21 protein-coding genes and 3 tRNA genes are annotated in these 26,511 nt (G+C 44.2%); 14 read left to right on the top strand and 10 right to left on the bottom strand.

The annotated features are described in order from the left end of the window. The first annotated feature begins 72 nt into the window (after positions 1-72). Together B4K26_RS07020 and acnA are read left to right on the top strand one after the other, a co-directional pair. Positions 73-1,074 carry a DUF3025 domain-containing protein gene (locus B4K26_RS07020; RefSeq protein WP_296244405.1) on the top strand — a complete coding sequence of 334 codons (1,002 nt, stop codon included), beginning with the start codon at positions 73-75 and terminating at the stop codon, positions 1,072-1,074. A gap of 298 nt (positions 1,075-1,372) precedes the next feature. Then, positions 1,373-4,180 carry an aconitate hydratase AcnA gene (gene acnA, locus B4K26_RS07015; protein WP_296244404.1) on the top strand — a complete coding sequence of 936 codons (2,808 nt, stop codon included), beginning with the start codon at positions 1,373-1,375 and terminating at the stop codon, positions 4,178-4,180. A 271-nt stretch (positions 4,181-4,451) separates the two neighbouring features. Here acnA and B4K26_RS07010 read toward each other — a convergent pair whose 3' ends face one another. The 5 genes from B4K26_RS07010 to gltX all read right to left on the bottom strand — a co-directional run bounded on the left by B4K26_RS07010 (position 4,452) and on the right by gltX (position 8,882). Beyond that, the gene (locus B4K26_RS07010) at positions 4,452-5,105 is read right to left on the bottom strand and encodes a LysE family translocator (RefSeq protein WP_296244402.1); all 654 of its coding nucleotides are present in this window, start codon (positions 5,103-5,105) and stop codon (positions 4,452-4,454) included. A gap of 227 nt (positions 5,106-5,332) precedes the next feature. Further along, on the bottom strand, positions 5,333-6,373 hold the full coding sequence (locus B4K26_RS07005) for a hypothetical protein (RefSeq protein WP_296244401.1): 1,041 nt from the start codon (positions 6,371-6,373) through the stop codon (positions 5,333-5,335). A 440-nt stretch (positions 6,374-6,813) separates the two neighbouring features. Next, positions 6,814-6,889: transfer RNA gene (locus B4K26_RS07000), tRNA-Glu, on the bottom strand. Positions 6,890-7,043: 154 nt separating this feature from the next. Further along, positions 7,044-7,119: transfer RNA gene (locus B4K26_RS06995), tRNA-Ala, on the bottom strand. 227 nt (positions 7,120-7,346) lie between these two features. After that, positions 7,347-8,882 (bottom strand): glutamate--tRNA ligase, encoded by a 1,536-nt coding sequence (gene gltX, locus B4K26_RS06990; protein ID WP_409521375.1) that lies wholly within the window; start codon positions 8,880-8,882, stop codon positions 7,347-7,349. Between the two features lie 462 nt (positions 8,883-9,344). Between gltX and rsmH the strand changes: the two genes are divergently transcribed. From rsmH to B4K26_RS06955, 7 genes are all read left to right on the top strand, one after another. Further along, complete coding sequence (rsmH, locus tag B4K26_RS06985) at positions 9,345-10,358, top strand: 16S rRNA (cytosine(1402)-N(4))-methyltransferase RsmH (RefSeq protein ID WP_296244460.1); 1,014 nt, start codon at positions 9,345-9,347, stop codon at positions 10,356-10,358. A gap of 298 nt (positions 10,359-10,656) precedes the next feature. Further along, positions 10,657-11,127 (top strand): cell division protein FtsL, encoded by a 471-nt coding sequence (ftsL, locus tag B4K26_RS06980; protein WP_296244400.1) that lies wholly within the window; start codon positions 10,657-10,659, stop codon positions 11,125-11,127. Continuing rightward, positions 11,124-13,232 carry a peptidoglycan D,D-transpeptidase FtsI family protein gene (locus B4K26_RS06975; protein ID WP_296244399.1) on the top strand — a complete coding sequence of 703 codons (2,109 nt, stop codon included), beginning with the start codon at positions 11,124-11,126 and terminating at the stop codon, positions 13,230-13,232. Before ftsL ends, B4K26_RS06975 begins: the two co-directional genes overlap by 4 nt. Before the next feature lie 67 nt (positions 13,233-13,299). Further along, a complete protein-coding gene (locus B4K26_RS06970; protein WP_296244398.1) occupies positions 13,300-15,015 on the top strand; it encodes a UDP-N-acetylmuramoyl-L-alanyl-D-glutamate--2,6-diaminopimelate ligase in 1,716 nt (571 codons plus the stop codon). Positions 15,016-15,120: 105 nt separating this feature from the next. After that, positions 15,121-16,581, top strand: a complete 1,461-nt coding sequence (locus B4K26_RS06965) for a UDP-N-acetylmuramoyl-tripeptide--D-alanyl-D-alanine ligase (RefSeq protein WP_296244397.1) — start codon at positions 15,121-15,123, stop codon at positions 16,579-16,581. A gap of 3 nt (positions 16,582-16,584) precedes the next feature. Then, the gene (gene mraY / locus B4K26_RS06960; protein WP_296244396.1) at positions 16,585-17,703 is read left to right on the top strand and encodes a phospho-N-acetylmuramoyl-pentapeptide-transferase; all 1,119 of its coding nucleotides are present in this window, start codon (positions 16,585-16,587) and stop codon (positions 17,701-17,703) included. 177 nt (positions 17,704-17,880) lie between these two features. Beyond that, complete coding sequence (locus B4K26_RS06955) at positions 17,881-18,825, top strand: putative RNA methyltransferase (RefSeq protein ID WP_296244395.1); 945 nt, start codon at positions 17,881-17,883, stop codon at positions 18,823-18,825. Here B4K26_RS06955 and cls read toward each other — a convergent pair. Together cls and B4K26_RS06945 are read right to left on the bottom strand one after the other, a co-directional pair. Beyond that, the gene (gene cls / locus B4K26_RS06950; protein ID WP_296244394.1) at positions 18,820-20,271 is read right to left on the bottom strand and encodes a cardiolipin synthase; all 1,452 of its coding nucleotides are present in this window, start codon (positions 20,269-20,271) and stop codon (positions 18,820-18,822) included. The genes B4K26_RS06955 and cls overlap by 6 nt on opposite strands. Positions 20,272-20,386: 115 nt before the next feature. Then, positions 20,387-21,181: a YdcF family protein gene (locus tag B4K26_RS06945; RefSeq protein WP_296244393.1), complete on the bottom strand. Its 795-nt coding sequence runs from the start codon at positions 21,179-21,181 to the stop codon at positions 20,387-20,389. 137 nt (positions 21,182-21,318) lie between these two features. Between B4K26_RS06945 and arsC the strand changes: the two genes are divergently transcribed. Both arsC and B4K26_RS06935 read left to right on the top strand, forming a co-directional pair. Then, the gene (arsC, locus tag B4K26_RS06940; protein WP_296244382.1) at positions 21,319-21,726 is read left to right on the top strand and encodes an arsenate reductase (glutaredoxin); all 408 of its coding nucleotides are present in this window, start codon (positions 21,319-21,321) and stop codon (positions 21,724-21,726) included. Positions 21,727-21,747: 21 nt separating this feature from the next. Further along, complete coding sequence (locus tag B4K26_RS06935) at positions 21,748-21,996, top strand: ArsB/NhaD family transporter (protein WP_313631231.1); 249 nt, start codon at positions 21,748-21,750, stop codon at positions 21,994-21,996. Positions 21,997-22,104: 108 nt separating this feature from the next. On the opposite strand, the gene B4K26_RS06930 is transcribed toward B4K26_RS06935, so the two are convergent. Further along, positions 22,105-22,195, bottom strand: a tRNA-Ser gene (locus tag B4K26_RS06930). A 212-nt stretch (positions 22,196-22,407) separates the two neighbouring features. On the opposite strand from B4K26_RS06930, the gene B4K26_RS06925 reads away from it, so the two are divergent. From B4K26_RS06925 to B4K26_RS06915, 3 genes are all read left to right on the top strand, one after another. Further along, positions 22,408-23,247 (top strand): DNA/RNA non-specific endonuclease, encoded by an 840-nt coding sequence (locus B4K26_RS06925; RefSeq protein WP_296244381.1) that lies wholly within the window; start codon positions 22,408-22,410, stop codon positions 23,245-23,247. Positions 23,248-23,321: 74 nt separating this feature from the next. Further along, entirely contained in the window at positions 23,322-23,585 is a 264-nt protein-coding gene (locus B4K26_RS06920; protein WP_296244379.1) for a hypothetical protein, read from the top strand. A gap of 274 nt (positions 23,586-23,859) precedes the next feature. Next, complete coding sequence (locus B4K26_RS06915) at positions 23,860-24,243, top strand: DUF2147 domain-containing protein (protein ID WP_296244377.1); 384 nt, start codon at positions 23,860-23,862, stop codon at positions 24,241-24,243. Between the two features lie 579 nt (positions 24,244-24,822). On the opposite strand, the gene B4K26_RS06910 is transcribed toward B4K26_RS06915, so the two are convergent. After that, positions 24,823-25,161, bottom strand: coding sequence for a P-II family nitrogen regulator (locus B4K26_RS06910; protein ID WP_011514651.1), 339 nt, complete (start codon positions 25,159-25,161; stop codon positions 24,823-24,825). Positions 25,162-25,613: 452 nt separating this feature from the next. Further along, positions 25,614-26,511, bottom strand: an 898-nt coding sequence (locus B4K26_RS06905; protein WP_296244376.1) for a hypothetical protein, incomplete at its 5' end; no start/stop codon positions are given.

The following is a 26,511-nucleotide window of genomic DNA, read 5'->3' as shown; positions in this document are numbered from 1 at the left end:
CGGCTTGTCTAGCCGTAAAAAAGCGCTCCATGATACCATAGCGCAGCCATACCGCTAACCGAGATTCCTAACATGACTGCCGCCGATTTATCTATCACGTCTCACTCTGACATCCTTTTTGATCATCCGTCTATATTTACCAGTAGCCTCGACAGTAGCTTTGCTATGATCGACTGGCAAGCGCCATGGCTTTGTCATTTACATCAATTGACCTACCTAAGCAAAAGCATTACCCAACTCAGTGCGTTACAGACTGACACCGCTAATGCCGATAAAGTTGAAAATACGCCTGATATTATTGCAAAGGTATTGAATACAGCGTTGCAGCAGCAAAGTGAATGCTCACAACAGCCACTGCCGCAAACCAAACCTGCGCTAAACAATCAAGCCCAAACCTTACAATTCGTCTCGCAAAAGGCGCTGCCAGAAGGCGAAGCGTATGAGAGCTTTATCGGTACGGTCGGCAATATCCCAACCCGTAATAATTTACACGATTTATTTAACGGTAGCATTTGGCTTACCTTTCCAAAGACTAAAGCGCTGCTCAATTATTATCATATGAATGAAATTGCGGCGCAGGGGATTGGCAGTAGCCGCGGGCGTGTGCGCGATACCATTACTGTATTTGATGAAAACGGTGCAGTACTGGTCACCTCTGACCCTAGAATTGGTGAGGCGTTGGTAGGTTTTGATTGGCAAGGAAGTTTGGTAAATCCGCGTGAGAAATGGGACGAGCCAAAGCAGCTTAATGATAAAGCTCAGGCGGCGGTTTATATTTTTGGTCATGCACTGCTAGAAAAATTAATACAGCCACGTAAGGCGTTATGCGCCCATAGTATCGGGATAAAGGTAACGCAGGATTTCTTTGCTTTAACGCTAGCTGAGCGCATGCGTTATTTGGATCAAAAAGTGGCGGATTATATGGACGCGTTATTATCGCAGCCAGATGTTACCCCGCGCAAACTATCGCCGTTACCCATTTTAGGAGTGCCGCATTTTTGGGCAGAAAATAGCAATCCTAGCTTTTATGAGGATAGCTTCGTATTTCGTGATGGTCGCCGCCGACAAAAATAAAAGGCGAGGCGTCCCTTGTCAATTAACCTTTAAGTTTTAGTCGCTAAAGCATTGTTCTGTTTACGATTGGGCCACGATTTAACTACGTCCAGACGTTAACAAAGCGTAGGTTATTTGTTATGGTAAAAGAACATTACTGTTAAGTGCAGCCATTTAGTTCAATTGCTTCATTTTAAGAAAAATTGAACCTCCATCTATTTAGCCACCAGTTATCATCATAACCAGTTATGCATTTAACGTAGTATCAATTGCATAGTAATTTATGTTCAGGATCTATAACAACGATAAGGAAGCTACCATGAGTGATATTTTTAATGTCAAAGACACGATTGAAGTCGCTGGCAAGGAGCATGCATATTATAGCCTGCCGAAGCTGACTGGCACCTACAAGAACATCAGCAAACTGCCATTTTGTATGAAAATCGTCTTAGAAAATCTATTACGTAATGAAGATGATGGCCAGTCTGTTGGTAAAAATCATATCGAAGCGGTTGCCAATTGGGATGCAGGCGCAGAAGCTTCAAAAGAAATTGCCTTTATGCCAGCCCGCGTGGTTTTGCAGGATTTTACTGGTGTTCCGTCGGTTGTTGATTTGGCGGCAATGCGTGATGCGGTGGTTGAGCTTGGTGGTCGAGCTGAGCAAATTAACCCATTTATTCCAAGTGAATTGGTCGTTGACCACTCGGTTCAAGTCGATGCGTATGGCCGCGAAGATGCGCTAGATTTAAATGAAAAAATTGAATTTAAACGTAATAACGAGCGTTATGAGTTTTTGCATTGGGGCAAAAATGCTTTTAAAAACTTCGTCGTTGTGCCGCCAGCAACCGGAATTGTGCATCAGGTTAATCTTGAGTATTTAGCCCGCGTGGTCATGGCCGCTGAAGTCGATGGTGAGCTGACGGCTTATCCTGATACGGTATTTGGCACCGACAGTCACACCACCATGATTAATGGTATCGGTGTGCTAGGTTGGGGTGTTGGCGGTATCGAAGCGGAAGCGGCGATGCTCGGTCAGCCGTCTTCAATGTTAATTCCCCAAGTGGTTGGTTTTGAGCTCAAAGGTAAATTGACCGAGGGTGTCACCGCAACGGACTTAGTACTACGTGTGGTTGAGATGCTACGTGCCCATGGTGTGGTGGGTAAATTTGTCGAATTTTACGGTGAAGGCTTACATAGTATGCCACTCGCTGACCGTGCCACGATTGCCAATATGTCACCAGAATATGGCGCAACTTGCGGTATTTTCCCAATTGACCAGATGGCGATTGATTATCTTCGTCTATCAGGCCGTGAAGAAAGCCAGATTGAGCTGGTTGAAAAATATGCCAAAGCGCAAGGTTTATGGCACGATGCCGATACACCAGCGGCAACTTACTCAAGCAAGCTAGAGCTGGATTTATCTTCTGTTCAGCCGGCCCTTGCTGGTCCAAACTTGCCACAGCAGCGTATTAATCTATCCGATATGCATGAGAAGTTTGGCGAAACGCTTGAAAGAATGACCAAAGACCGTAAGGCAGAAATCGAAGGCAAAGTACGCTTTGACCAAGAAGGCGGTGAACAAGAACAAGCTAAAGCTTTGGCGGCCAAACCTAAGCCTTTTTGCGCGGAGGGCAGTACTTACTGTACGGTCAAAATTGAAGATGAAGAATATCGATTGCGTGATGGCTCTGTCGTTATTGCTGCGATCACTTCTTGTACCAATACCTCAAACCCGGCAGTAATGATTGGCGCAGGTCTAGTCGCCAAAAAAGCCGCTGCAAAAGGTCTAACCGCTAAACCATGGGTCAAAACTTCCCTTGCCCCAGGCTCAAAGGTGGTGACCGACTATCTTGAAAAGTCTCAGTTAATGGATGAATTAGAGAAAATTGGCTTCTATCTGGTTGGTTATGGTTGTACTACCTGTATCGGCAACTCAGGTCCCCTATTAGGGGCAATCGAAGGCGCGATCGAAGAAGGCGACTTGGTTGCCGCTGCCGTATTGTCAGGTAACCGTAACTTTGAAGGTCGTATTCACTCCCATGTCAAAGCCAGCTACTTGGCGTCGCCACCATTGGTCGTTGCTTATGCACTAGCAGGAACGGTCGATATTGACTTAACTACGCATCCGCTAGGTCAAGACCAAGACGGCAACGATGTATTTTTAAAAGATATTTGGCCAACGTCCGATGAAATTAATGAGCTGATCGCCAATAATATCGACGCAGATATGTTCCGCAAAAACTACGGTCATGTCTTCGATGGTAGTGCAGAATGGAATGCTATTAGCTCGGCAGATAGCCAATTGTACCCATGGAGTGAAGCGTCTACTTATATTAAAAATCCACCGTTCTTTGATGGCATGACTATGGAGCCAGAAGGTATTCCAGATATCAATGGCGCACGTATTTTAGGTCTGTTTGGTGATTCAATCACCACTGACCATATCTCACCAGCCGGTAACATCAATGCTGAATCTCCAGCAGGTAGATACTTGCAAGAGCGCGGTGTGATGGAAGCCGATTTCAACAGCTATGGCTCACGCCGTGGTAATGATGCGGTGATGACGCGCGGTACGTTTGCCAATATCCGTATCAAAAATACCATGATGGGTGGTAAAGAGGGTGGTTATACCTATTACTTCAAAGACGATAATGCCTCGCTACAAGACGGCGAAGAAATGGCCATCTATGATGCGGCAATGAAATATAAAGAAGATGGTCGTCCGCTAGTTGTACTTGGCGGTGCAGAGTATGGCTCTGGCTCTAGCCGAGACTGGGCTGCCAAGGGGACTATTTTGCTCGGTGTAAAAGCTGTATTGACCAGCTCATTTGAGAGGATTCACCGCTCAAACCTCGTCGGAATGGGTGTGTTGCCATTAACCTTCAAAGATGGTGAAAATGCAGAGACTCATAACCTCGATGGCTCAGAAGTGCTGAGCATTACTGGTTTAGATAACGGTGAGAGTAAAACTGCAACAGTCACAGCCACACGTGCTGATGGCTCGTCTGAAACCTTTGAGGTCAATGTCATGCTTCAGACGCCAAAAGAGCGTGAATACGTGCGTCATGGTGGTGTATTGCATTATGTCCTACGTCAATTGGCAGCTGAGAATAAAGACGCTGCATAACGGTTTATTAGACTTAGTATGACAAAAAGTCCAATCCTAGTAAAATAGGGATTGGGCTTTTTTATGAAAAGTAATTTTTGCTTCATTAGGGCGTGTCCTCAATTCAATCGATGGACATCTAAATGGGCTAAAAATGGCTAAATTTTGCCAAACTTCGTTAAATAGCTGGGTAATATGCCGATATTAACTGCACTATTTTCCTTGTTTAGCTGCCATTTATCTCATTTTTATCACCATTTTTAAAATGAGGACACGCCCTAGTTTTTTACTGTTATCCCTTTTCAGTCAGCAACTTAATTCCCAGCCCAACAAACACAACCCCGCTTACTCTATTTAAAAACACTTCTATCGCAGGATTCTTCCTTAGGTTTTCGCTGAACTTTGATGCAAGTAGGGCCAAACATAAGCACCATATAAAACCGGTGACGGCAAAGGTTAGTCCCAAAACGATAAATGACACCATGCTATTGGCATAATTAGGATGGATAAATTGCGGAAAGAAAGCCAAAAAGAATAACGCGACTTTTGGATTAAAAGTATTGGTGAGTACGCCTTGTTTATAGATTTGTCCATAATCTAAAACGTTAGCACGGGCAGAATAACTATTGTTGGATAGGTTATCGGTTATTAGTCCATCTTGTTTCGTTATGAGCATCTTTAAGCCCAAATAACATAAATAACTGGCGCCAATATATTTGACGATCATAAACGCTGTAGGGGAATTGGCAAGTAACACTGACAAACCTAGCGCGGCTAATAACGTATGCACTAAAATTCCTGAAATAATACCTAGCACGGAATAAAATCCTGCCGTTTGTCCTTGCGAGATACTGCGGGTAATAATATACATACTATCGCTGCCAGGGGTGAGGTTTAACAAAATGGCCGTCATGACAAACCCTAGATAATTCTCAATACCAAACATCGCCAACATGCCTTTCAAATAGTAGGAGCAACTCTGAGTATAGGTTTGAGTAAGACGGAATGTCTAGTGTTTCAATCCTTCATCTCTAAATTGTGGCCAATAAAAAGCGCTTTCAATAAAAAATCACTCAGCAAAAAAAAGCCCAACCACGATATATCGTGATTGGGCTTTTTGACGAATGTTAATAAAGACTTTAAAGCTTTATGATTTCCATTCTAGTTAACATCTTAGCGAACATTATCACCTAAAGTAACGATAGGCTTGTCTAAACGATGGTTTGCTGCCGCACTTCTTGCACCCATGATAGCAGCGATAAAGGTTAGGATAGTGCTAATTAGCCAAAAGAGACCACTGTATAATGCCGCTTTACGAGCAACGTCTTCCGCTTGTTGAAGTTTTTCTTCAGCGGCTGCTTTTGCTTCAGCGATACTTTGCTCTGTTTTCATTTTATATTCGTTAAATGATTGTTGAACTTCGGTACGAACTTCGATAGCTTGCGCTTCTGTTAGGCCTTCTTGTTGCAAGCGCGTAATAAGCTCAGGGCCTTTTAGCGTCTGCTCAATTGATGCCATACGCTGTTTTGCATAGTCATCGATGTGACGCCATGTATCGATATCGGTAAAATCCATATTAGTGACTTGAGTTTTGGTACTATTTATCATGTCTTTTACCACACGACTGGTTGCTGCGACTTGTTGTTCATTTAAATTCTGCGTATTTTTTGCAATCATCGCTTGGATATCTTCTTCACTGATATCACCTGAAACGCGCTGATAAATTTCTTGTGCTTTTTGTTGTACGCCTTCATTTTGTGACGCTTGTCCCGCAGCAGCTGCGCCCACTGTTGCTGTCGTTGCAGCCGTCTTAGCAACGGTACCAACTGTAGAACCTACCACGTTCCCCGCTGTCGTTAAAATTCCAGTAGCGCTGCTTAAAGTGAAAAAAGTGGTAAACAATACAATCAAAGCGGCCGTTAGCATTCCCGTTAGAGTAGCATCTCTTGGGTCGACATCGGTACCATCGCCAAATAAAGCCTCGGGTGCTGAAAATTTAATCGCAAAATGACCTGCTACAAAAGCACTGACTAAGGCGGTAATAACCGCATAAATGCCACCTGCGATACTCGTTCCTTTTAAGTCAAACGGTAAAAATGAGCTAAGTACCAAAGCAAGGGCAACCATTGCCATAACGATGATCAATCCCATAACCAGACCGGCAAGTACACCGCGCCAGGAGGGACGACGCTGAGGGGTATAAGTAGTTAACATAACCATTCCTTTTTAAAATTTCTTACTCTTGTATGAATATTTATAATTTTCATTATTGGGGTGAGAGGCGTTGGACAAGAACCAACATTTACTTCCCATCATAGGCATTTACCTTTGATCGTTGTTCATCGTTCGCTATCACGATGAACATAAGATAAGCATAAGGAAAAGAAGGACTTATTAATAATACTATTAAGTAGAAAAGCATGAGGAATGTGTATTGGAGTGTTAATATAAGTGACAAAATCAACGAAATGTAAGTGGATGTAAGAAAGAATTAATCAATTAATATTTGTCTCATAATAGTTTTTTAAAAATAGGTGACAAAAAATACAGACGCAAAAAAGCCCAGTCACCATAAGATGACTGGGCTTTTTTATTGTTCGCTTATTAGTCTAACCTGACGCTAAGCAAAAGTGCTAATAAGTGACGCCGAATAGTGGCGTCCCCAGGGGGATTCGAACCCCCGTTACCGCCGTGAAAGGGCGGTGTCCTAGGCCTCTAGACGATGGGGACGCATAGAGTGTCATAACCAAGGGTTACAACGGTACTTCACAATATCAGAGTGCTTATCTATTAATAGAGCAAGCCTTGCCTAGGTGCTGATATCGTCCTACTAGCGAGTATTTATGTTAAGTTTCAGTCATACTGAGCGTTGCGATAAATAGTATGGTGGAGCTAAACGGAGTCGAACCGTTGACCCCTTGCATGCCATGCAAGTGCTCTACCAACTGAGCTATAGCCCCTCGCTAAGAGTGTGCGTATTTTAGGTAAGAGCGGCAGTCTTGTCAACTGCTATTTTAAAAATAATGCGTAAATATGCAAAAAAAGTTATTAAAAGTATTTAAACGGCTAATTATGGGCATTTTAGTACGGAGATTAACGTAAAAAAGGGCCAGTATTAGCCTGACCCTTTTTATTATTCATGCATTCTATTTTTAATTAACAAATGCAAGATTATTCAGCCGACAAACTATTTATCAGCTAAGAAGTCTGGCAGTTCTGCCGCTTGTTTCTCTAGTTTTTTCAGTTTCTTTTTACCCAAACCGCCAAGCACATCAATCGCATGACGTAAGCGTGTCAGAGTCATATCAGCACCAATAATCGCCATGGAGTTCATGACAGGCGTCGATGAGGTGCTGCCAGCGATAGCGATAAAAAACGGTGCCATAAAGTCACGCATTTTAATATCAAGATGAGCCGCAAGACCTTTTAGTGTGGCGTAGATATTTTCTTCCGACCACGTCGGTAAAGTTTCTAGTTGCCAAAGCGCCAGTTGTAGCATTTCGGTAATTTGCTCAGGCGTCAGTGATTTATGCGTAAAGCTCTCTGCTGTGATATCAGGTAGGTTTTGGAAATAGAAACCGCCCCAATTGACCGCATCAGACAGTAGTTCAATACGAGGCTGAATCGCCGCGGCAATCGCGGTCAATTTATCACTGTCACTTGCCCAGTTGAGGATTTTGTTTTTTAGCTCTTCAGGGGTGAGCGCACGAAGCCATTCGGCATTGAGCCAGTTGAGTTTTTCGATATCAAAAATAGGACCGCCAAGGGACACACGCTGAATATCAAAGCTGGCAATCATTTCCTCCAAGGTGAATTTCTCAGCTTCGTCAGGCATTGAATAGCCCATACGACCGAGATAATTGAGCAAGGCTTCAGGGAGCACGCCGGCATCGCGATAATAAGTAATCGAGGTTGGGTTTTTACGTTTTGACAGCTTTGATTTATCTGGGTTACGCAGTAATGGCATATGGCAAAGGGTTGGCATCTCCCAACCAAAATACTCATAAAGCAGTTGATGCTTTGGCGCCGAGTTGAGCCATTCTTCACCGCGCATGACGTGACTGATTTCCATCAAGTGGTCATCGACGACGTTGGCCAAATGATACGTTGGCATGCCGTCAGTTTTTAGCAGCACTTGCATATCGACCTGCGTCCAAGGAATCTCAACCGTTCCGCGCAGCATGTCATGAATCTGGCAGACGCCTTCGGTTGGCACGCGCATACGAATCACGTGCGGCTTTTCTTCAGCAACCAGTTGCGCGGTTTTCTCTGGTGCTAAATGTGCGCAGCGGCCATCATATCGCGGCGTTTCGCCATTGGCCATTTGTTCAGCGCGCATCGCATCGAGCTCTTCAGTCGTACAAAAGCAACGGAAAGCGTGATCGTTTTCTATCAGCTGCTCAGCGTGTTTTTTATAAATATCACTACGCTCGCTCTGACGATATGGCGCATGTGGGCCGCCAATATCTGGACCTTCCGCCCAGTCAAGACCGACCCAACGAAGCGCATCTAAAATCATTTTTTCAGATTGTTCGGTTGAGCGCGTTTGATCGGTGTCTTCGATTCGTAAAATAAATTCGCCGCCGTGGGCTTTGGCAAAAGCCAAATTAAATAGCGCGATATAAGCGGTCCCGACATGCGGAAAACCAGTCGGTGAAGGTGCAATACGAGTACGAATAGGGCGCTTGCCATCAGTAGTAGGTTGGGTCAATGATTGGGTCATAAAAATCTCGGAATAGGGTTATTAATGGTTGAAGCGGTGAAAAAAATTAAAGCTCAATTCAAATAAAACAATTGAATGAAGAATATGGATGAAACACTAGCCGTCAATAAAGAAAAATAGCGTAAAATATAGCGCTAGTATAACAGAGAGCTGAGATATTTTTAACGAAAAGCCTCTCTAGCGCTTGACTAGCCGTGTATCCTTGCGATAATAATGCTAGGTGAGTCATAACTTGTTTATTTTCATCTGATTTTTTACTATTACTGGCCAAAAAGGCCATCATCTACTGAGTCGTTTGTGTCCATATCGAAACCAAAGCCAAAAAACACGCTAAACCATACGCCCAATTCTAAAGTCAGTCATTCTAATGCCTCTGCTAACCCTGAGTCAGCGGTTGCGGATAATGCTATAGACAGCATTTCTGTCGAAAAATCTGCGCAAAATATTGCTCAAGAGCCAGTCATAGAGCAAGCGGGTTCTGATGAATTAAATTTCGTCCATGATGCCGTGCTTCTACAAGAAACGGTGGCGGCGGTGTTAGGCGTTAAATCGCTACCTAAGCAAAAAGATGACGACCAACAAAGTGGCTTACAAATGAGTGGGATATACGTCGATGCGACTTTTGGCCGTGGTGGTCATAGCCGTCTGCTATTAAGCCAGCTTGCTGACGATGCAACCTTGGTTGTTTTCGATAAAGACCCGACGGCCATTAGCGTTGCTCGCGATTTGGCAAAGACTGATAGCCGCGTCAAAGTGGTTCATGACAGTTTTGCGACCTTGACCGATAGCTTAGCTAATATGGGTATCACGAAAGTGGACGGTTTAATGGCAGATTTGGGTATCTCCTCGCCACAGATTGATGACGGTAATCGCGGGTTTAGCTTTATGCGCGATGGCGCAGTCGATATGCGAATGGATACCAGTCGCGGGCAGTCGGTTGCCGAGTGGCTAGAGACAGTCGATGATGAGACCTTGGCCAATGTGCTTTATGAGTTTGGTGAAGAGCGTCACAGTCGTCGAATCGCGCGTGCGATTAAGCAGATGGACAGCTATGACTCCACGCTTGCGTTGGCAGAGGTAATAAAAGCGGCGCATCCAAACTGGCAGCGTGGCAAGCATCCAGCGACCCAAAGCTTTCAGGCGATGCGTATTTTTATCAATAATGAGCTTGGCGATGTTGATGATTTTTTAACGCAAAGCGTTCCAATTTTAAAATCGGGTGGTCAGCTGGCCGTCATTAGCTTTCATTCATTAGAGGATCGCCGTATTAAGCAGTTTTTTCAGCGTCATAGCAAAGGTCAATATCCTGAGGATGAAAACTTGCCAATGCCGCCAAAGCGTCCGCGATATTTTACCAAGCCAAAACGTATCGGTCCTAGTAAAGCAGAGCTAAGCCAAAATCCACGTGCCCGCAGTGCATGGCTGCGCATGGCAACGCGTACCGATACCGATTATTTGTCTAACGCTGAAATATAACAGTGAGAAAATTTTGCATGATGGCAAGCAGGAATGGTAGATAGTTATTATTGAAAGGATTTCTGTCAGTGGTTTATGTAGCTATTTATGACCAAATGTTTTAATACTTACGCGGCTGTTAAAAAGCTGTAAATATTATCTGCTAGGCTCAGCAGTTACTTTTTTGCTTGGTTTTAGTTTTATTTCTGTTCGTAGTCGTTTTCGTTTTTATTGATGGTGCTGATGGCTTAAAAGGGTTTTATCACTCGCAAATAGTTATCGCTTTTTATATTTTGAAGTTCACTTTTTTGAGATCGTCATGGCAATATCTGACAAACCTGTAGACCGCCGCACTGCAATGCCCCCTAACACAGACATTGGCGAATTATTCGTGCGCCGATTTAATGTGGTCAGTATTTATGTGGTCATATTATTGTTGCTTGCAGCCGCGATTATTTGGAGTGGTATCAAAACGGCCGAAGGCGTTCAGCAATATCATCAGGATTATAAAACCTTGCAAGATATGAAAAAACAAGAGCGTAAGTTGCAAGTGGAACATCAGCGCTTGCTGATTGAGCAGCAGACCTTTAGTGCGACCCCGCAAATCGCCAGTCGTGCGGTTGCCGAGTTGGGAATGTTTTCCCCCACGCTTAAAGATAAGCTGATTATTCAACCCGGGGCCGCGGTTAAGCTCACACTAGCACCGGACGAGGCTGATGGCGAAGGTGCGGCTGCTAATGAAACAGATTTTTTTGAAGCGGATGCCGACCTAGCGGAGGCAGGACAATGAGTGATAAAAAGCCTACCGTCAAAAACGGCAAAGCCACCGTCAAGAATAGCAACAAAAAAGCAACCAGCGGCAAAGTCACTAAGCCGCTACGCCGTGCTAGTGCCGCCAAATCTGGACAGACAGGTGGTAAAAAAGATAATAAAGCTAAAGATAACCGCAAAGATAAGTTATTTAGTCGCCTAAAAAAGAACGAAGAGCAGGGCGCTTATACCAGTGTTAAAACCCAAAAAAGCAAAAGAACCTTTCTGGGAAAGGCATCGGGGGCGTCGTCTCGCGGCGGAGTCGAGCAAGATAAAAACCGTTTCCGTACCATTTGGGCGCTATCATTAATTATTTTAGGCCTACTCATCAGCCGGGCTTATTATTTACAAGTTGCTAATGCTCAGTTTTACCAAGATAAAGGCAACGAGCTCATCACTAGCGTAAGAACGCAAAAATCTTATCGCGGTATGATTACTGATCGTAATGATTTACCGTTAGCGGTCAGTGCACCACTGGCGACCGTATCTTTTAGTCCGCATGATTACGCGCGCGAATATTACGAGCTTAAACGTATTATCTTGACCAACCCTGAAAGTCCGCAGCTGATCGCGCGAATGCAAAAACGCTTGGACAATATGGATTTGACCACGCTTGCTGCCGCTGCCAATATTTCGCTCACTGAGCTCAAAAAGGTCACGGCTATTGATGACAGTATCGACGTTACTGATGAAGAGGCTGTTAAAGCGGCATTGCCATCGGGTGCAGGATCGCATTATCTGCCGCTTCTTAATAAAGTAACGCCAGAGATTGCACAAAGTGTTAGCTCGCTAGATTTCCCGGGCGTGTATGAAAAAAACTTCTTCCAGCGCTATTATCCGCAGCCGCAGCCGAACTCGCAGTTGTTAGGATTTATGGGTCAAAACGCTAGCGACCCTGAAGGGGGTTATGAAGGGCGTGCTGGTATCGAACGTCAATACGAAACTGAGCTGGCGGGTGATGACGGTAAAGTATTGGTATTAAAAGACGCCAAGCAAAACAGCCTTAAAGAAATCAAGCAAGTTAAGCCAGAAATACCAGGTAAAGATGTCGCGCTAACCATTGATTCACGACTACAATATTTGCTCTATAAAGAGCTAGAAAAAGCGGGTCGCCTACAAAAAGCGCGCTGGTCGACAGGTATGATTGTTGATGTTCAGACTGGTGAGGTGCTGGCTTTATCGACGTGGCCGTCATTTAACTCGAATAATCTCAATGAGATGACGGGTGAAAACCAGCGAAACCGCGCGCTACTTGATGTCTTTGAGCCCGGTTCTGTTATGAAACCGTTTACCGTTGCCGCCGCATTAGACTCAGGTAAGTACACGACGACCTCTTTAATTGATACCAATCCTGGCTCTATCCGTGTGCGCGGTTATACGATTCGTGACCATAATAATCTGGGACGCATTACGCTTGCGACGCTATTGCAAAAATCTAGTAATGTGGCCTCGACCAAGATTGCTTTATCTTTGCCGCCTGATGCCATTACTAATATGCAAAGGCAGTTTGGCTTTGGGGCAAAAACACCGCTGCAATTCCCTGGTGAGGGCAGTGGCCTCGTCGTTACACCAAAAGAAAAAGAAACCTCAAGACGGGCAACAGTCAGTTATGGTTATGGTTTGCAAGTAACGGTGGCGCAGGTGGCGCAGGCGTATTCGGCGCTGGCAGCGGGCGGCGTGATGCATCCATTAACCTTAATTAAAGATGACAAAAAACAGCCAAGCAAACGTATCATGGCGCATGAACAAGCCATGTCTATCGTACAGATGCTAGAAAGTGTGACCGAGCCGGGTGGTACCGCAAAAGCTGCGGCCATCGATGGTTATCGCGTTGCTGGTAAAACAGGAACCTCGCGGCGTATCAATCCGAAAGGCGGCTACTATAGCGACCAGTATCGTAACGTCTTTGCAGGTATAGCGCCAGCGTCCAATCCTAAGCTGGTCGGTGTGATGCTTATCGAAGACCCGCGAGGTCAAATTTATGCGGGTTTAACCGTAGCACCCGTTTTCCATAACGTCATGAAAGAGGCGCTGCGTTTGTATAACGTGCCGTTAGATAAGCCGCTAAAGACCGAAGACCAGTAGCTAAAAAATAGTTTTTAATTGTCCGCCCTTAACTATATGATGCGTTTTAACCGTTTAGGATTTGCCCATGACACTGTCCACCTCGCCGCTAAGCAGCACCCCAGTCACCTTGCAACAGCTGATTGAAGCCAGCGGCAGTGGGAGCAAGGCTAATGGACAAAGCCACCGCCATAGTTTAGCGCAGGCATTGTCTGCGATGATGGCAAAGCAGAAGCTATCCAATTCAATAGATTTGGTTGCCAATATCCCCTTTCAGCAATTCTGCTTAGACAGTCGTCAGTTAGCGGCCAACGATGTTTTTGTCTCATTAAAAAGTCAAACACCGAATTGTCAAAAAAGTCGTGATTATCTTTATCAAGCCACTGAACAGTCGGCTTTTATCCTATCAGAAATTGATCCAATTGCTTTGCTGTCTAAAGCTAATGTACCACCCCATGCCAATATTCAATTATCTCCTGTTGATTCACAGTCGGTAGCTCAGCAGCAATTAGCTGCCCTGCCTTGTCCAGTTTTATACGTTCCCAATATTCGCGATTTTTTAGGCAGTCTCATTCAAGCACGGTTGCAATATCAGCAGGCTGTGACCTTGCCAACCGTAGTCGCGGTGACGGGAACCAATGGCAAAACGACCATCAGTCAATTGGTTGCGCAATTGACACAGTTGACTGGCATGAGCAGCGCGGTGATGGGAACGGCGGGCAATGGCAGACTTGGTGCTCTGGAACAGGCCAGTCATACCACGGGCGATGCCTTAGCGGTACAGCAGTTTTTATATCAAATGGGCCTTGAGAAGGCAGAATTATTGGCCTTAGAAGCCAGCTCGCATGGCCTAGACCAGCAGCGATTACAAGGTATGCCAGTGTCGGTAGCGATTTATACCAATTTGAGCCGTGATCATCTCGATTATCATGCCGATATGGCAGAATATGCAGCGGCAAAAGCCAAGCTGTTTGATAAAGCACATTTTCCAGAGTTAACCCACGCCATTATCAATATCGATGACGAGTATGCGCAGATTATGCTCGACACCGCCCATGCCAGTGATTTGACAGTTTGGACCTATAGCTTAGACCCGTCAAAAATGGCTACTTTCGTCGCCGCTGATATCACGCCAAGTTTGCAAGGCGTTGAGATTACGCTGCGTACAGATTTTGGCAATGAAAAAATTCATACTATTAATATCATTAGCCCATTATTAGGGCGTTTTAACGTCGCCAATTTACTTGCGGCTATGGCAGCTGCAGTGGCTTTAGAAATTAGTCTTGAAAGCATTGCTGCCGTTGTTTCGCAACTGCAAGGAGCGATTGGACGAATGCAGCGCGTGCCGTCTAATAACGGCTGTTTTATTGTTGATTATGCTCATACTCCTGATGCATTAAGCCAGGTGCTTGCTAGCCTAAAAACCCATTGTACAGGTCAGCTTTGGGCAGTGTTTGGTTGCGGTGGCGACCGTGATGCGGGCAAGCGTCCATTGATGGCGCAAGCCGGATTGGCAGGCGCGGACAAGGTTGTATTGACGGCGGACAATCCACGTTCTGAAGACCCAAAGGCGATCTTGCAAGATATGCAAGCGGGTATGACAAATGAACAATATCAACGTACTCATATCGAGCCTGCGCGCCAAACTGCTATCGAATATGCAGTCAATCAAGCAGCGCCTGATGATATCGTCGTTATCGCGGGAAAAGGTCATGAGACCTATCAAGAAATTAATCACGTCCGTTATGATTTTGACGACAGCGTTATTTTGCAATATGCCTTAAAACAAGCAGGGCGCGTATAGCATTGATAAATAAATCATAGCGCAGCAGCTTGTTTTTATACTTTTTTAAAAACCTATATTTTTAATTATCAAAGATAAGTAGTCATCATATATAAGGTAATCATTATGACAGCCGACAACGATAACAACATTCAGTCGCAAGGGCTGTATGTCTGGCAAGCAGACAATCTGCTTGCGACAACCGCAGTACTTGATGGACATTGGCAGTTTGATAAAAAACAAGCAGAGTCAAATCATGACGCAATAAAACCAATTAGCAGTACTCGTATTGCTACCGATACCCGAACTATAAAAGCTGGTGATATCTTTTTAGCATTAACAGGGGATAATTTTGACGGTCATGATTATCTTAATATTGCTATAGAAAAAGGCGCGGTTGCGGCTATTGTTTCACGCCCTATTTCCACCACTGATACTCATGGCATTCCGCAACTAATCGTTAATGATACCCGCTTAGCGCTCGGCCAACTGGCTGCGTATCGTCGGCAGCAGCATAAAAATTTAACCGTGATTGCCATTACTGGCTCTAGCGGCAAAACCACCTGCAAAGAGATGCTCGGTAGTATCTTTGGCAGATTAGCACCAACGCTGATTACCCGTGGCAATCTAAATAATGACTTGGGTGTGCCGATGATGTTGCTCGAGTTATCCGACTACCATCGCTATGCGATTTTGGAGTTGGGCGCTAACCACATTGGCGAGATTGCTTATACTACCGAAATTGTTCAGCCTGATGTTGCATGTATCTTAAATATTGGTACCGCCCATTTGGGTGAATTTGGTAGCCGTGAAGGCATTTGCCAAACCAAGGCTGAAATTTATCATACCTTAAGCGACGCTCAATTCGCCATCGTTCCTGATAAAGACGACTTTACCAATCAATTGCGCCGTATTGCCGAAAAGTACACCTCGCATGTGATAGGTTTTGGTAATACGGATGTCAGTGCCAGTCATTTAGATGTCGAGCCTGAGCGCAGTGAATTTAAGCTACATATCGGTAACCAAGTTCATGATATCAATCTGCCATTAGCGGGCGAGCATAATGTTAATAACGCTTTGGCCGCTGCTGCTTGTGCGTATGCGCTAAATATTGACATCAGCGATATCGTTGTCGGGCTTGAAAACGCTCGTCCTGCAAAAGGGCGGTTGAACAGTCAGCTACTTGGTATGCATCGCTTGATTGATGATACTTATAATGCCAATCCGCATTCGGTGCGAGCGGCAGCTAAAGTACTTGCGGCGCAAACGGGAACGCAAGTAATGGTACTTGGCGATATTGCGGAGCTAGGCGAGGCGGCAATTAGTGAGCATCAAAGTTTGGGCCGGACGATTGCGACCACGGGCATCGATGTGCTGCTGTGTGTTGGCGAATACGCGCCTTATACGGTAGCAGGCGCGCAAGAAATTTCTGCTATTAGCGCTCATGCGTTCGCTGATAAAGACAGTTTATTGGCGTATTTGCAGTCCTATTTACAAGCCCAACAGGCGCAGTCTTGTACGGTGCTGTTTAAAGGCTCACGTTCCATGGAGATGGAAACCCTTATCAATGCGCTAGTCGAGGAGTAGGCGGTGTTAGTTTGGTTGTTTGGCTGGCTTGGCCAGTATTATACACCGTTTTCTGCGGTTTCTTCGTTGACGCTACGGGCGTTACTGGCGGTCATTACCGCACTTGTATTTAGTATGGTTTTTGGTAGCCGGGTGATTAAACGTTTGCGTGCGCTTAAGTACGGTCAGGCGATTCGCAATGATGGTCCGCAATCACATTTGGTCAAGACTGGTACACCGACCATGGGTGGGGTGCTGATTTTAAGCGCGATAGGGGTCTCGACTTTACTGTGGGCACGTTTAAACAATCCTTATGTGTGGATTTTGCTCGTGGTGATGGTCATCTTTGGCGCGGTCGGCTGGGCGGATGATTGGCTTAAAATTAAATATAAAGACCCCAAAGGTCTAATCGCCCGTAAAAAGTACTTTTGGCTGTCGATGGGCGCATTATTCGTCGGCGTGTCTTTATATTATATCGCTACTTTGCAACCAGATATGACGACCACGCGTGAGATGCAGGATTTGCTGCTACCGATTTTTAAAGATTGGATGATTCCTTTTTCGGCAGTACCATTTGGTATTGGCTTTATCATCTTTACTTATTTTGTGATTAATGGTGCCTCAAACGCCGTCAACTTAACCGATGGTTTGGATGGTTTAGCCATTTTACCCGTGGTCTTGGTGGCGGCAGGTTTAGGCGCGATGGCTTATGTCTCAGGCGACGTACGTTTTGCTGATTATTTGCATGTGCCTTATATTGCCTACAACTCAGAAGTGATTATTGTCTGCGGCGCAATGATTGGTGCAGGACTTGGTTTCTTATGGTTTAATGCCCATCCCGCACAAGTATTTATGGGTGATGTTGGCGCACTGGCGTTGGGCGCGATGCTCGGTACAATTGCCGTTATGACCCGTCAAGAAATTGCCTTTGCCATTATGGGTGGTCTATTCGTTGCCGAAGCATTGTCGGTTATGCTCCAAGTTGGCTCTTATAAACTACGCAAAAAACGCGTCTTTCGGATGGCACCCTTGCATCACCACTTTGAAGAGATTGGTTGGAAAGAAACCCAGGTGGTGGCTCGATTTTGGATTATTGCCATTATCCTTGTGATTCTTGGACTAATGACTTTAAAACTACGTTAAGCCATCCCATTTGATAGTGAATAAAAATATCATTTATGCAAAAGCCATCTCAGCCTAGTTGAGATGGCTTTTTTTAATACTTGTTTATAAGTTTTCTTCTCCGTTTTTATCGCGCCTTTTATCCCGCAGCCGGTCTGAACTTTGTTAAAATACCAGTCCTATTGCAATGACTTTGAGATGCTTGTGGCCTTATTTGTTTGTCCCCTTTGTCAATCACCCATGCAGCCCGCTGCCGATACATGGCGCTGCGATGGCAGTTTGAACCCCAAGCACATTAGCCATCCATTTGATGTTGCGCGGCAGGGTTACGTGAATCTGTTGCCCGTACAACAAAAAAAATCCAAGGCACCGGGCGACAGTCGACAATCTATCGAGGCACGCAAGCGGTTTTTAACTGCAGGTCATTATCAGTCGCTACAAGCGCTCGTTTGCCAAAAAATGGCGGCGTTACTGACGACAAAAAAATCTAGTACTAACCAAAAAGATAAGCCCATTAACTGGCTAGATATTGGCTGCGGAGAAGGCTATTACACGCAGGCAATGGCGCAAACGGGCATGGATATTCTCATTGCGGCAGACATTAGTAAACCTGCCGTTGTAGAGCTGGCAAAAGCTAGTAAAACCTTGGATCAGCTTTGGTATCAAGAAATTAAAGATGATTTCACTAAGTCGGCAGCCATTTATCCGCTTGTTACCAGCGCCGCGCATTTGCCGTTGCGCGCGCACAGCGTCGATGGTATTAGCAGTATTTTTAGCCCAATCTTGCCAGCAGCGTTTCATGAGGTATTAAGCGAGGAAGGTTATCTCATCATCGCTAAGCCTGATGTTGGGCATTTGGCGACGATGCGTGAAGCACTATTTGATGACGTCCGCGAGCATGATTCTGATAAGTTTTTGGACGAATTGACGCCTTATTTTCAACTTTTAGAGACCCATCGCGTCAGTACTGAGCTAAATTTATCCGCAGAGGATTTGGCAGATTTAATGACCATGACCCCTTACGCCTATCGTGCGCGCAGCGAGAATAGACAAGCGCTGCTACAAGAAGTGGCAGTGAAGCCTTTTGAAACGCAAGCCAATTTTGTTATCTATGTTTTGCAAAAAGATAGGGCCAACTTATAAAATAGGTCCCATCGTGGCAATAATATTGTTCCAAATTCGATAAGGTAGCGGCCAGTTTTTCACTTCTTCACGCGTAACCTCATCTGAGTCAGCGATATACTGATATTGGCGCTCCATAATATCTGCAGTTAGCTTATTGTCGCTAAAGACGATATTATTTTCATAATTCAAATGAAAACTACGTAAATCCAAATTGGTTGAACCAATCAAACTGATTTCACCATCGACGGTCAGGGTTTTGGCGTGTAGCAACCCCGGCTTATACTCGTAGATTTTTACGCCAGCCTCGAGCAATTCCCAATAATAACTGTGACTGGTCGCAGCAACGATAAAGGAGTCGTTTTTCTTCGGAAAAATCATTGTAACGTCAACCCCGCGATAGGCTGTCGCACATAGAATGCTAACCAGTGAGTAATCTGGCACAAAATAAGGTGTAGAAATGATCAGCGTATGCTGAGCTTGACTAATTAAGGCACCTAAAAACTGCGGTGTGGTGCCGTGGGCCTGGGTCGGACCATCAGAGAAAACTTGAGCGGCAAAACTATTGGGCAGCAGATTTGGTTGTAAATCTGACGAATAAGGAAAGCTATCGAGCGGCGTGACGGGATTCTCAGTCAACCAATCGCTGGCAAATAGCATTTGATTTTGCGCCACGATGGGTCCTTCGATGCGCAGCATGATGTCGATCCAAGGGGCGTATTTTGCCTTCACGCGAAACTCAGGGTCGGCGCAGTTACGGCTTCCAGAATAGCCAATTTTGCCATCAATCACGGTAATCTTGCGGTGATTGCGCAAATCAATACGACTAAATAGCAGCACCTTTAAGACATTAGTCAACGGCAGCGCGACACTAACTTGCACGCCAGCTTCCTTCATTTCTTGCCATATCTTTGAGCCAACTATCTTACGCGAGCCCATGCCATCGACCATCGCTCGGCAGGTAACGCCGCGCTTTGCTGCCCGAATGAGTGCTTGGGCGGTAGCCATCCCCATGTCATCAGCCAACCAAATATAATACAGCACATGGATATGATCGGTCGCCGCATCAAAATCAGCAATCATACGTTTGCGCGTCTCAGCCGCATCTGCCATTAGCTCGGCACGATTGCCCACCGTGGTCTGAAAGCCGGTGGCTTTTGCCGAATAATCAAACGCTGCTCGGTATTCAGGCTTCACTGCATGTAGTAAAGCTGTCTCACTACCAAGCACCTCTGGTCGATGCTGACGTAGTTTCTCAATGATTTCCTCACGTTTACGCGTGAAGTCGCGCCCCAAATGCACCTCGCCGAACATCCAATAAACCAACACGCCAAAATAAGGCAAAACGAACAATATGACCATCCAAGCCAAACGCGCCGGCGCTGTTAAATCATGGCGTGCAAGGACGCGCAAAGATATCAGTACCAGTAAGATAAAATGAATGATTAATAAAATATCGACGAGCATAGAGAAGTCCATTGTTATTATATTTGTGAAAGAGATTGTGGTTATTATTTGTATTAAAGGTCTAAGTTAAAGGTCCACGTTATTTGCCAATTTACCTTATTGATGGCTTTTATAACTAGTATTCACCTAAGAGCCAGCCACTAGCAAAGGCAAAATATTCACGAAACCACGCGTTATAGCGAATTGATAGCGGCGTAGGGCTGGCGAGCATAATGGGCTGCTGATAGCCTTGATGCCTAGCTATGGCCGCGGCGCGAATGGTATGAAAATCACTGGTTACAATAGCAACCGGTGCTTTGATAGAAACACCTTTCGTCTCCAATATTACTTGGCTATTGATTAAGTTTTCAGCAGTACTGGTGCTTTTACCTTCTTGCAAAATGTGCTCAAAGGCAATGCCATGTGCCTCATGTAAATAGCTCGCCATAATATTCGCTTCACTGTGCGTCTGTCCAATACCGATTCCACCACTGGTCAGCGCTAAAGCTTTTGGTTGTGATTTAATCAGTGGCGCGGCCGTATCTAAACGCTTAGCAAGCGTCGGTGTCGGCTTTCCTTCGACCGTTCCTGACCCTAATACGATAACTGCAGCGACATCAGGGACAGGCTGCGCGCTCTGCTTAATTTGCTGCTGCAATGAAAAAACGAACAGAGCAAAGCTCATAAGCCAGATAAAGAATAGCAGCCATAGTGCATACCAAAGACGATTTCGAAAAGGGTTTTGACTAGTAAACTTACGAATGGCGTGCCAAAATATCCCATGAGCGACAAAGGCGCTGCCCAATAAGAAAGGGACCACAGTGCCAAAGTTAATTTTGCCAACTGCCATTAACACGGCGCAATCAATCGCGATAACGGTACCAGCACTAACCAATACCACTCGCGATATAGTGAGTAATTTTTTTGCCATAGTTTCGCTTTTATGATGTAAAGGCGATTTTTTCAATTGAACGCCTATTTATTTGAAAGTTTGTCTAATTATATTTTTATTTAATGATATCAATTCGAACTAAACTGAGCCCTTCAATTCTAAGAGAGGAAGACCTTATGATTCCAACGATTCTTCACAACCCTAAATGCAGCTCTTCGCGTAATACCCTCGCCATCATGCAGGCCTCAGGTGAGAAGCCCGAGGTGGTGGAATATTTAAAAACACCGCCATCTCGTGGTTACTTAACCGAGCTATTGGCATTGATGAATATTACCCCACGCGAGCTATTACGTAGTAAGGAGGATATTTATACAGAACTTAACTTAGACAATGCAGCACTAACTGATGAGCAATTGATTGATGCTATGATAGCGCACCCCATTTTAATCAATCGTCCTATTGTTGTTACCGATAAAGGCGCTGCGCTGTGCCGACCGGTAGAGCGAGTGTTTGAATTATTGGACAATCCAGTAGATAGTTTCACTAAAGAGAATGGAGAAGTGGTAAGGCATATTAAAGGATAAGGATGCCGCTAATAATGCCAAATTTTAACTGCTATTCGAAAGCTAAAGATTAATGCCAAGGTCATTGACAATGAATTAGGTCCGAAATTCACGCCTATCAGAAATTTGGCGTCGTTATCATGGTTGTTATGGCTGCATGTATTGGCAGAAAAAAACTATAAAATCAGTAGGAGTCAATATATAAAGATCGGTCTACTGATAACGCCGCCAGTATTATTAGCCATGCTATTAGCATTGATGTTTTGGTTGTCTCAATTGACTAGCATTTAAAAGGTCAAATATAAGCTTTAGGCTCTGTTTTTTAAAGGATTTTATAGGTATTTAGAATGTGGTAGGACAAGAGAGGAATACGGGAGGCTTTGATTAAGCAGATAAGATTGGCGGTGAAGGAGGGATTCGAACCCTCGATACGCTATGAACGTATACACACTTTCCAGGCGTGCGGTTTCAGCCACTCACCCACTTCACCGTTTAGACAGAGCGTTTTCGGACGCTGCTGATTTTTGACTGGCTAAGTATAGCGGATAGCATTTAAAATGTCACGGCCTGCGCCATATCTTTCTTTATTGCTAACTGCCTGCTAGGATAGCGTCTACGTAATGGTCGGCACAGATGGTTGAGAGTGGCATGATAAGTTTTTTTAAAAATAAAACGAGCGTTAAAAATAGCTTCATAACGACAATGTTCACTGTCATAGTAGGCATCACCTCTGCTCACGCGGATGACCTTAGTCAATGTAGTCAGTCTTTCTATGGTGGTATCTATCCTGAGTTCACCAATCCTAAGCTAAAAAATAACACCCAATCGCTATGCATGGACGGTTTTGCCGTCATGTACTCAGGCGTATCGCGCACACCGCTGTGGTCAGCAGAACATCTCGACCGTAAGCGCTTGCAGCAAGCCAAACAAATCGACCGTGAAGACAACTTTCACGAAGAAAGCCGCCTACCAAAATCTATGCGCGCCAAGTTGTCTGATTATTCAGGCTCCGGCTACGATCGCGGCCATTTAGCGCCTAATGGCAATATGGCCAATCGCAGCCAACAATACGATAGCTTTAGCCTCGCCAATATCGCACCGCAATCGCCGCGTAATAATCGCTATATTTGGCGTAATATTGAGTCTGCTACACGCTATTTAACCCAGCAATATGGCGAGGTTTACACCATCACAGGGGTGGCATTTACCAACAAAAAAACCAAGCAATTGGCGAATCGCGTACTGGTGCCAAGTCACTTTTTTAAAGCAGTATATATCCCAGCGAGTAACCAAGCAGGGGTGTATTATGCACCCAATGATGAGTCAGAGCGTATAGAAGTGATTAGTCTTGATGAATTAACGGCTAAGATTGGCATTGATGTTTTACCGATTCTTGACGCTCAAACCAAAGCGCGCGCGTTCGATTTACCTTTGAAGGCAGGAGAAAGTTCAGATTTACCAGAAAGTTCTCCAGAAGAGCCCACTTGGATGATATTTGTGCTAGCTATCATTGAATGGCTCGTGGCACAATTAAGAGCATAAGTCATTTAAAGGAAACTGAATCCCCACAGCATTGCAAATCCACGTAAGGTATTGTTACAGTAGAGGAGGCTCGAATGATTGAACCCTTTATGAATAATCATGAAAGTATGCAAATTGGTGAGCTTATAATCGAAAATCAAGAAGACAAAATAATTATTTATGGGGACATTAATCTGGTATTTGATGAGACGGGATATGAGCAAGCACAGCAGCTACATGAGCTCACCAGTAAAATTATGCTGGCATTTAAAAATCGAAACCAATATAGTAATAATGATGATAAGTCAAAAGAAAAAGATGACCAATCGGGCAAAATTATAGACAATCCGTTCCTGTAACTGGTTGATATGCTTTTGGTTTTAGAGAAATAATAAACTATAAAAAAATTACTAGGCAAAATCTTAAAATCGCTTATAATGAGTCAAGACATCGCTTGTGTCGATCGAATATTTTATGTAAAGCTACTCATTAATTGAGTATTAATGTAGGCGACTAACTTAAAACCAGTATAGAACCATAGCGCTTCAAATAAAATATTGTTGATAAAAGGATAAGCCTCGGATATCAGAAACACACCGTTTCTAGTAATCATTAAATGAAGGGAGTCAATTTATGAAATTATTTGCAAAGACCACTTTAGCAGTTGCTGGTATTACCATGGCAAGTATGGCATTCGCCGCTGACCCATTACACAACACTACTTGGCAGACTTATGATGAAGGTCAACCAAAAGGTTTGGTTAAAATCACTGAATCAAATGGTGTATTGACGGGTAAGCTTATCGATACCAACTCAGCCAAAGGTAAGAAGCATATTGGCACGACTATCATCAAAGGTTTAAAAGCTGACGGTGGTGGTAAATATAGTGGTGGTACAATTACTGACCCTGAAAAAGGTAAAGATTACCGTATGACGGCTAACCTAAGCGGCAATACCTTAAAACTAAAAGGCTATATTGGCCCATTCTCACGTAGCCAAACGTGGCAAAAGAAATAAGCTGGTATAGCGCTGCTTTATAAAAATTGGTTCTGAATAAAAGTTACTTCTGACTTTGAACTAAATATCATATAAAGTATAAAAATAAAAAATCCCACATGACCGAGAGGTGATGTGGGATTTTTAATGGAATTTAGTGGAATAGACTTTTATTAACAGGCATTTTATTGTTGGTGACTAGCCGATCAACAATAAAACCATCTTAGATATTTTTACCTTATAAATTTTGGATACGCTTCCATACCACATTCAGCAATGTCTGCTCCCTGATATTCTTCTTCTTCTCAGATACGCAGACCTAGCAAGATAGCACCTAGATTAGTCAAAGGGACTAGCGGCAGACCGAATAAGCCCGCCACGCCGTGCACCGAATTTGAGCGTACCAGTCCTGCTTCTAGCATGCTAAAGCCGACGGCTATCCATATGACTAGGTCTCATAGGTTAAGAAGTAAAACGTATCTAGCGCGTACTGGAGTTCAAAAATTTGGTGTTGCGTGTTAATTCCCCCTTGAATATATGCAGTACAATGATCGAGATGACCCATAAATCAGTGTTTATAGGCGCTCTAGCACTTAACTATTAAATAGCGTCAGGACCTGTCTCACCCGTACGAATACGAATGACTTGCTCAAGATTGGTCACAAATATCTTGCCGTCGCCAATTTTGCCAGTACTGGCAATACGCGTAATGGCTTCGATAGCAGGCTCAACCATCTCATCCATAACTGCCACTTCGACTTTTACTTTAGGTAAAAAGTCCACCACATACTCGGCACCGCGATAAAGCTCAGTATGACCTTTTTGACGACCAAAACCTTTGACTTCGGTGACGGTGACGCCTTTTACACCGATGTCAGAAAGCGCTTCACGCACATCATCGAGCTTAAACGGTTTTAAGATCGCAGTGATTAGCTTCATAAAAAAATCCTTATATAGATGATGTCACAGGTTAATAGAGGCAATTTGCTCGCTCATATTATTGTCAGGATTACAGTGAGTAGTTCAAGAATTGTGCCAAACCTACTCAAGGGGGGTTGGTAGGTCTGCACGCATCAGCTTAAAAATACCCATGATAATGACAAAGAACACTGCTTATATCGCCATGATGACATTGCTTTTATTGATATCAGTCAGTGTGATTAACCTTTAACGTTGAGTAAATGAACACTTTATTATAACCAACTTTTTAAGCACTTGGGGAGGCCATCACTTTATTTCATGTGACAACTTGATAAGAGAAACTGGGAGAAAAACAGGTAAAGATGGCACAGAATTAAGTGAGTTATATTTTTAAAAATACTGCATGAAAAACGCTATTAATGATAATAGTGCTTAAAATTTCGCCTCAGTATTCAAATAAACAAGCGGCTTTAAGCTTTGGGAAAGAGTAAATACGGGGTTTTAGTACTACCGAGCAGTTTTTTGGTTTCACTACCTTTTAGCAGCTCAAGCAAACGCGGTTGACCAAAAGCACCCGTCATCAGCAGCCCAATATCGTTCTTGCTTTGATAATAGTTTAAGGCGGCCGTTACATCGCGGCAATCAAGTAAAGCCTTTTTACATTTGATACCCGCTTGCTTAAGGCGAGCATAGGCTTCCCGTAACGCATCGCAGTTTTCTGAATTTTCTTTACCAACCATGACGATATGGACGGTCAACGCGCGAACAAGTGGTGTTTTGCAAAGCCAATTGAGTAATTTATGCGAGGTGGGGCTATTATCAAAAGCAAATAGTGCCGTTGTTGGGGGTGAAAATGCTGCATGAGTCACCAAAATGGGGCAGTGGCTTAAACGAATAAGCTGGCTCAAGGTGGATTTGCAGGTGACATGATGACCGATGACGATTAATTGTGCCTTATCATCGACGTAATCGATACTTTCATTTAGACTTTCATGCCGATGTAGGGTATAGGTTTTAAGCTTATGGCGTTGCTGCTCGCAGTAAGTGCTGGCTTGATGTAGCAGCAGTTTACCTTGGGCTTTTAGCTCACTATTACTCAAATGCTCTTTTGCCGTGAATTGGTCTAACAAGATATTTTCATCATCAACATTGAGGCAACCTGAATAATCAACGGCGGCTTTTTGTTGTAAGCTTGGTACAGAATGGAGCAGGCCAATCGGCGCTTGCAGACGGGTTGCGGCCCACATACTGGCATCCAAAACAGCTTGCACATAGTTCGGACAGTCTAAGCAGGCAATGACGCTATCTGATTTTAAATTACTCATAAGGGCACCACATATTTCAATGATTAAAATCAGGCTCGCTGGT

The sequence above is a fragment of the Psychrobacter sp. UBA6766 genome (assembly GCF_002453355.1).
GTDB lineage: Bacteria > Pseudomonadota > Gammaproteobacteria > Pseudomonadales > Moraxellaceae > Psychrobacter.
The sequence above is the reverse complement of the archived record's forward strand: the minus strand, read 5'-3'. Positions and strand labels throughout refer to the sequence as shown.

What these genes read in the sequence shown, in the direction of transcription:
- B4K26_RS07020 (WP_296244405.1), top strand. Translation starts at nt 73, where the DNA reads ATGACTGCCGCCGATTTATCTATCACGTCTCACTCTGACATCCTTTTT.
- acnA (WP_296244404.1), top strand. Translation starts at nt 1,373, where the DNA reads ATGAGTGATATTTTTAATGTCAAAGACACGATTGAAGTCGCTGGCAAG.
- B4K26_RS07010 (WP_296244402.1), bottom strand. Translation starts at nt 5,105, where the DNA reads ATGTTTGGTATTGAGAATTATCTAGGGTTTGTCATGACGGCCATTTTG.
- B4K26_RS07005 (WP_296244401.1), bottom strand. Translation starts at nt 6,373, where the DNA reads ATGTTAACTACTTATACCCCTCAGCGTCGTCCCTCCTGGCGCGGTGTA.
- gltX (WP_409521375.1), bottom strand. Translation starts at nt 8,882, where the DNA reads ATGACCCAATCATTGACCCAACCTACTACTGATGGCAAGCGCCCTATT.
- ftsL (WP_296244400.1), top strand. Translation starts at nt 10,657, where the DNA reads ATGGCAATATCTGACAAACCTGTAGACCGCCGCACTGCAATGCCCCCT.
- B4K26_RS06975 (WP_296244399.1), top strand. Translation starts at nt 11,124, where the DNA reads ATGAGTGATAAAAAGCCTACCGTCAAAAACGGCAAAGCCACCGTCAAG.
- B4K26_RS06970 (WP_296244398.1), top strand. Translation starts at nt 13,300, where the DNA reads ATGACACTGTCCACCTCGCCGCTAAGCAGCACCCCAGTCACCTTGCAA.
- B4K26_RS06965 (WP_296244397.1), top strand. Translation starts at nt 15,121, where the DNA reads ATGACAGCCGACAACGATAACAACATTCAGTCGCAAGGGCTGTATGTC.
- B4K26_RS06955 (WP_296244395.1), top strand. Translation starts at nt 17,881, where the DNA reads ATGCTTGTGGCCTTATTTGTTTGTCCCCTTTGTCAATCACCCATGCAG.
- cls (WP_296244394.1), bottom strand. Translation starts at nt 20,271, where the DNA reads ATGCTCGTCGATATTTTATTAATCATTCATTTTATCTTACTGGTACTG.
- B4K26_RS06945 (WP_296244393.1), bottom strand. Translation starts at nt 21,181, where the DNA reads ATGGCAAAAAAATTACTCACTATATCGCGAGTGGTATTGGTTAGTGCT.
- arsC (WP_296244382.1), top strand. Translation starts at nt 21,319, where the DNA reads ATGATTCCAACGATTCTTCACAACCCTAAATGCAGCTCTTCGCGTAAT.
- B4K26_RS06925 (WP_296244381.1), top strand. Translation starts at nt 22,408, where the DNA reads ATGTTCACTGTCATAGTAGGCATCACCTCTGCTCACGCGGATGACCTT.
- B4K26_RS06920 (WP_296244379.1), top strand. Translation starts at nt 23,322, where the DNA reads ATGATTGAACCCTTTATGAATAATCATGAAAGTATGCAAATTGGTGAG.
- B4K26_RS06915 (WP_296244377.1), top strand. Translation starts at nt 23,860, where the DNA reads ATGAAATTATTTGCAAAGACCACTTTAGCAGTTGCTGGTATTACCATG.
- B4K26_RS06910 (WP_011514651.1), bottom strand. Translation starts at nt 25,161, where the DNA reads ATGAAGCTAATCACTGCGATCTTAAAACCGTTTAAGCTCGATGATGTG.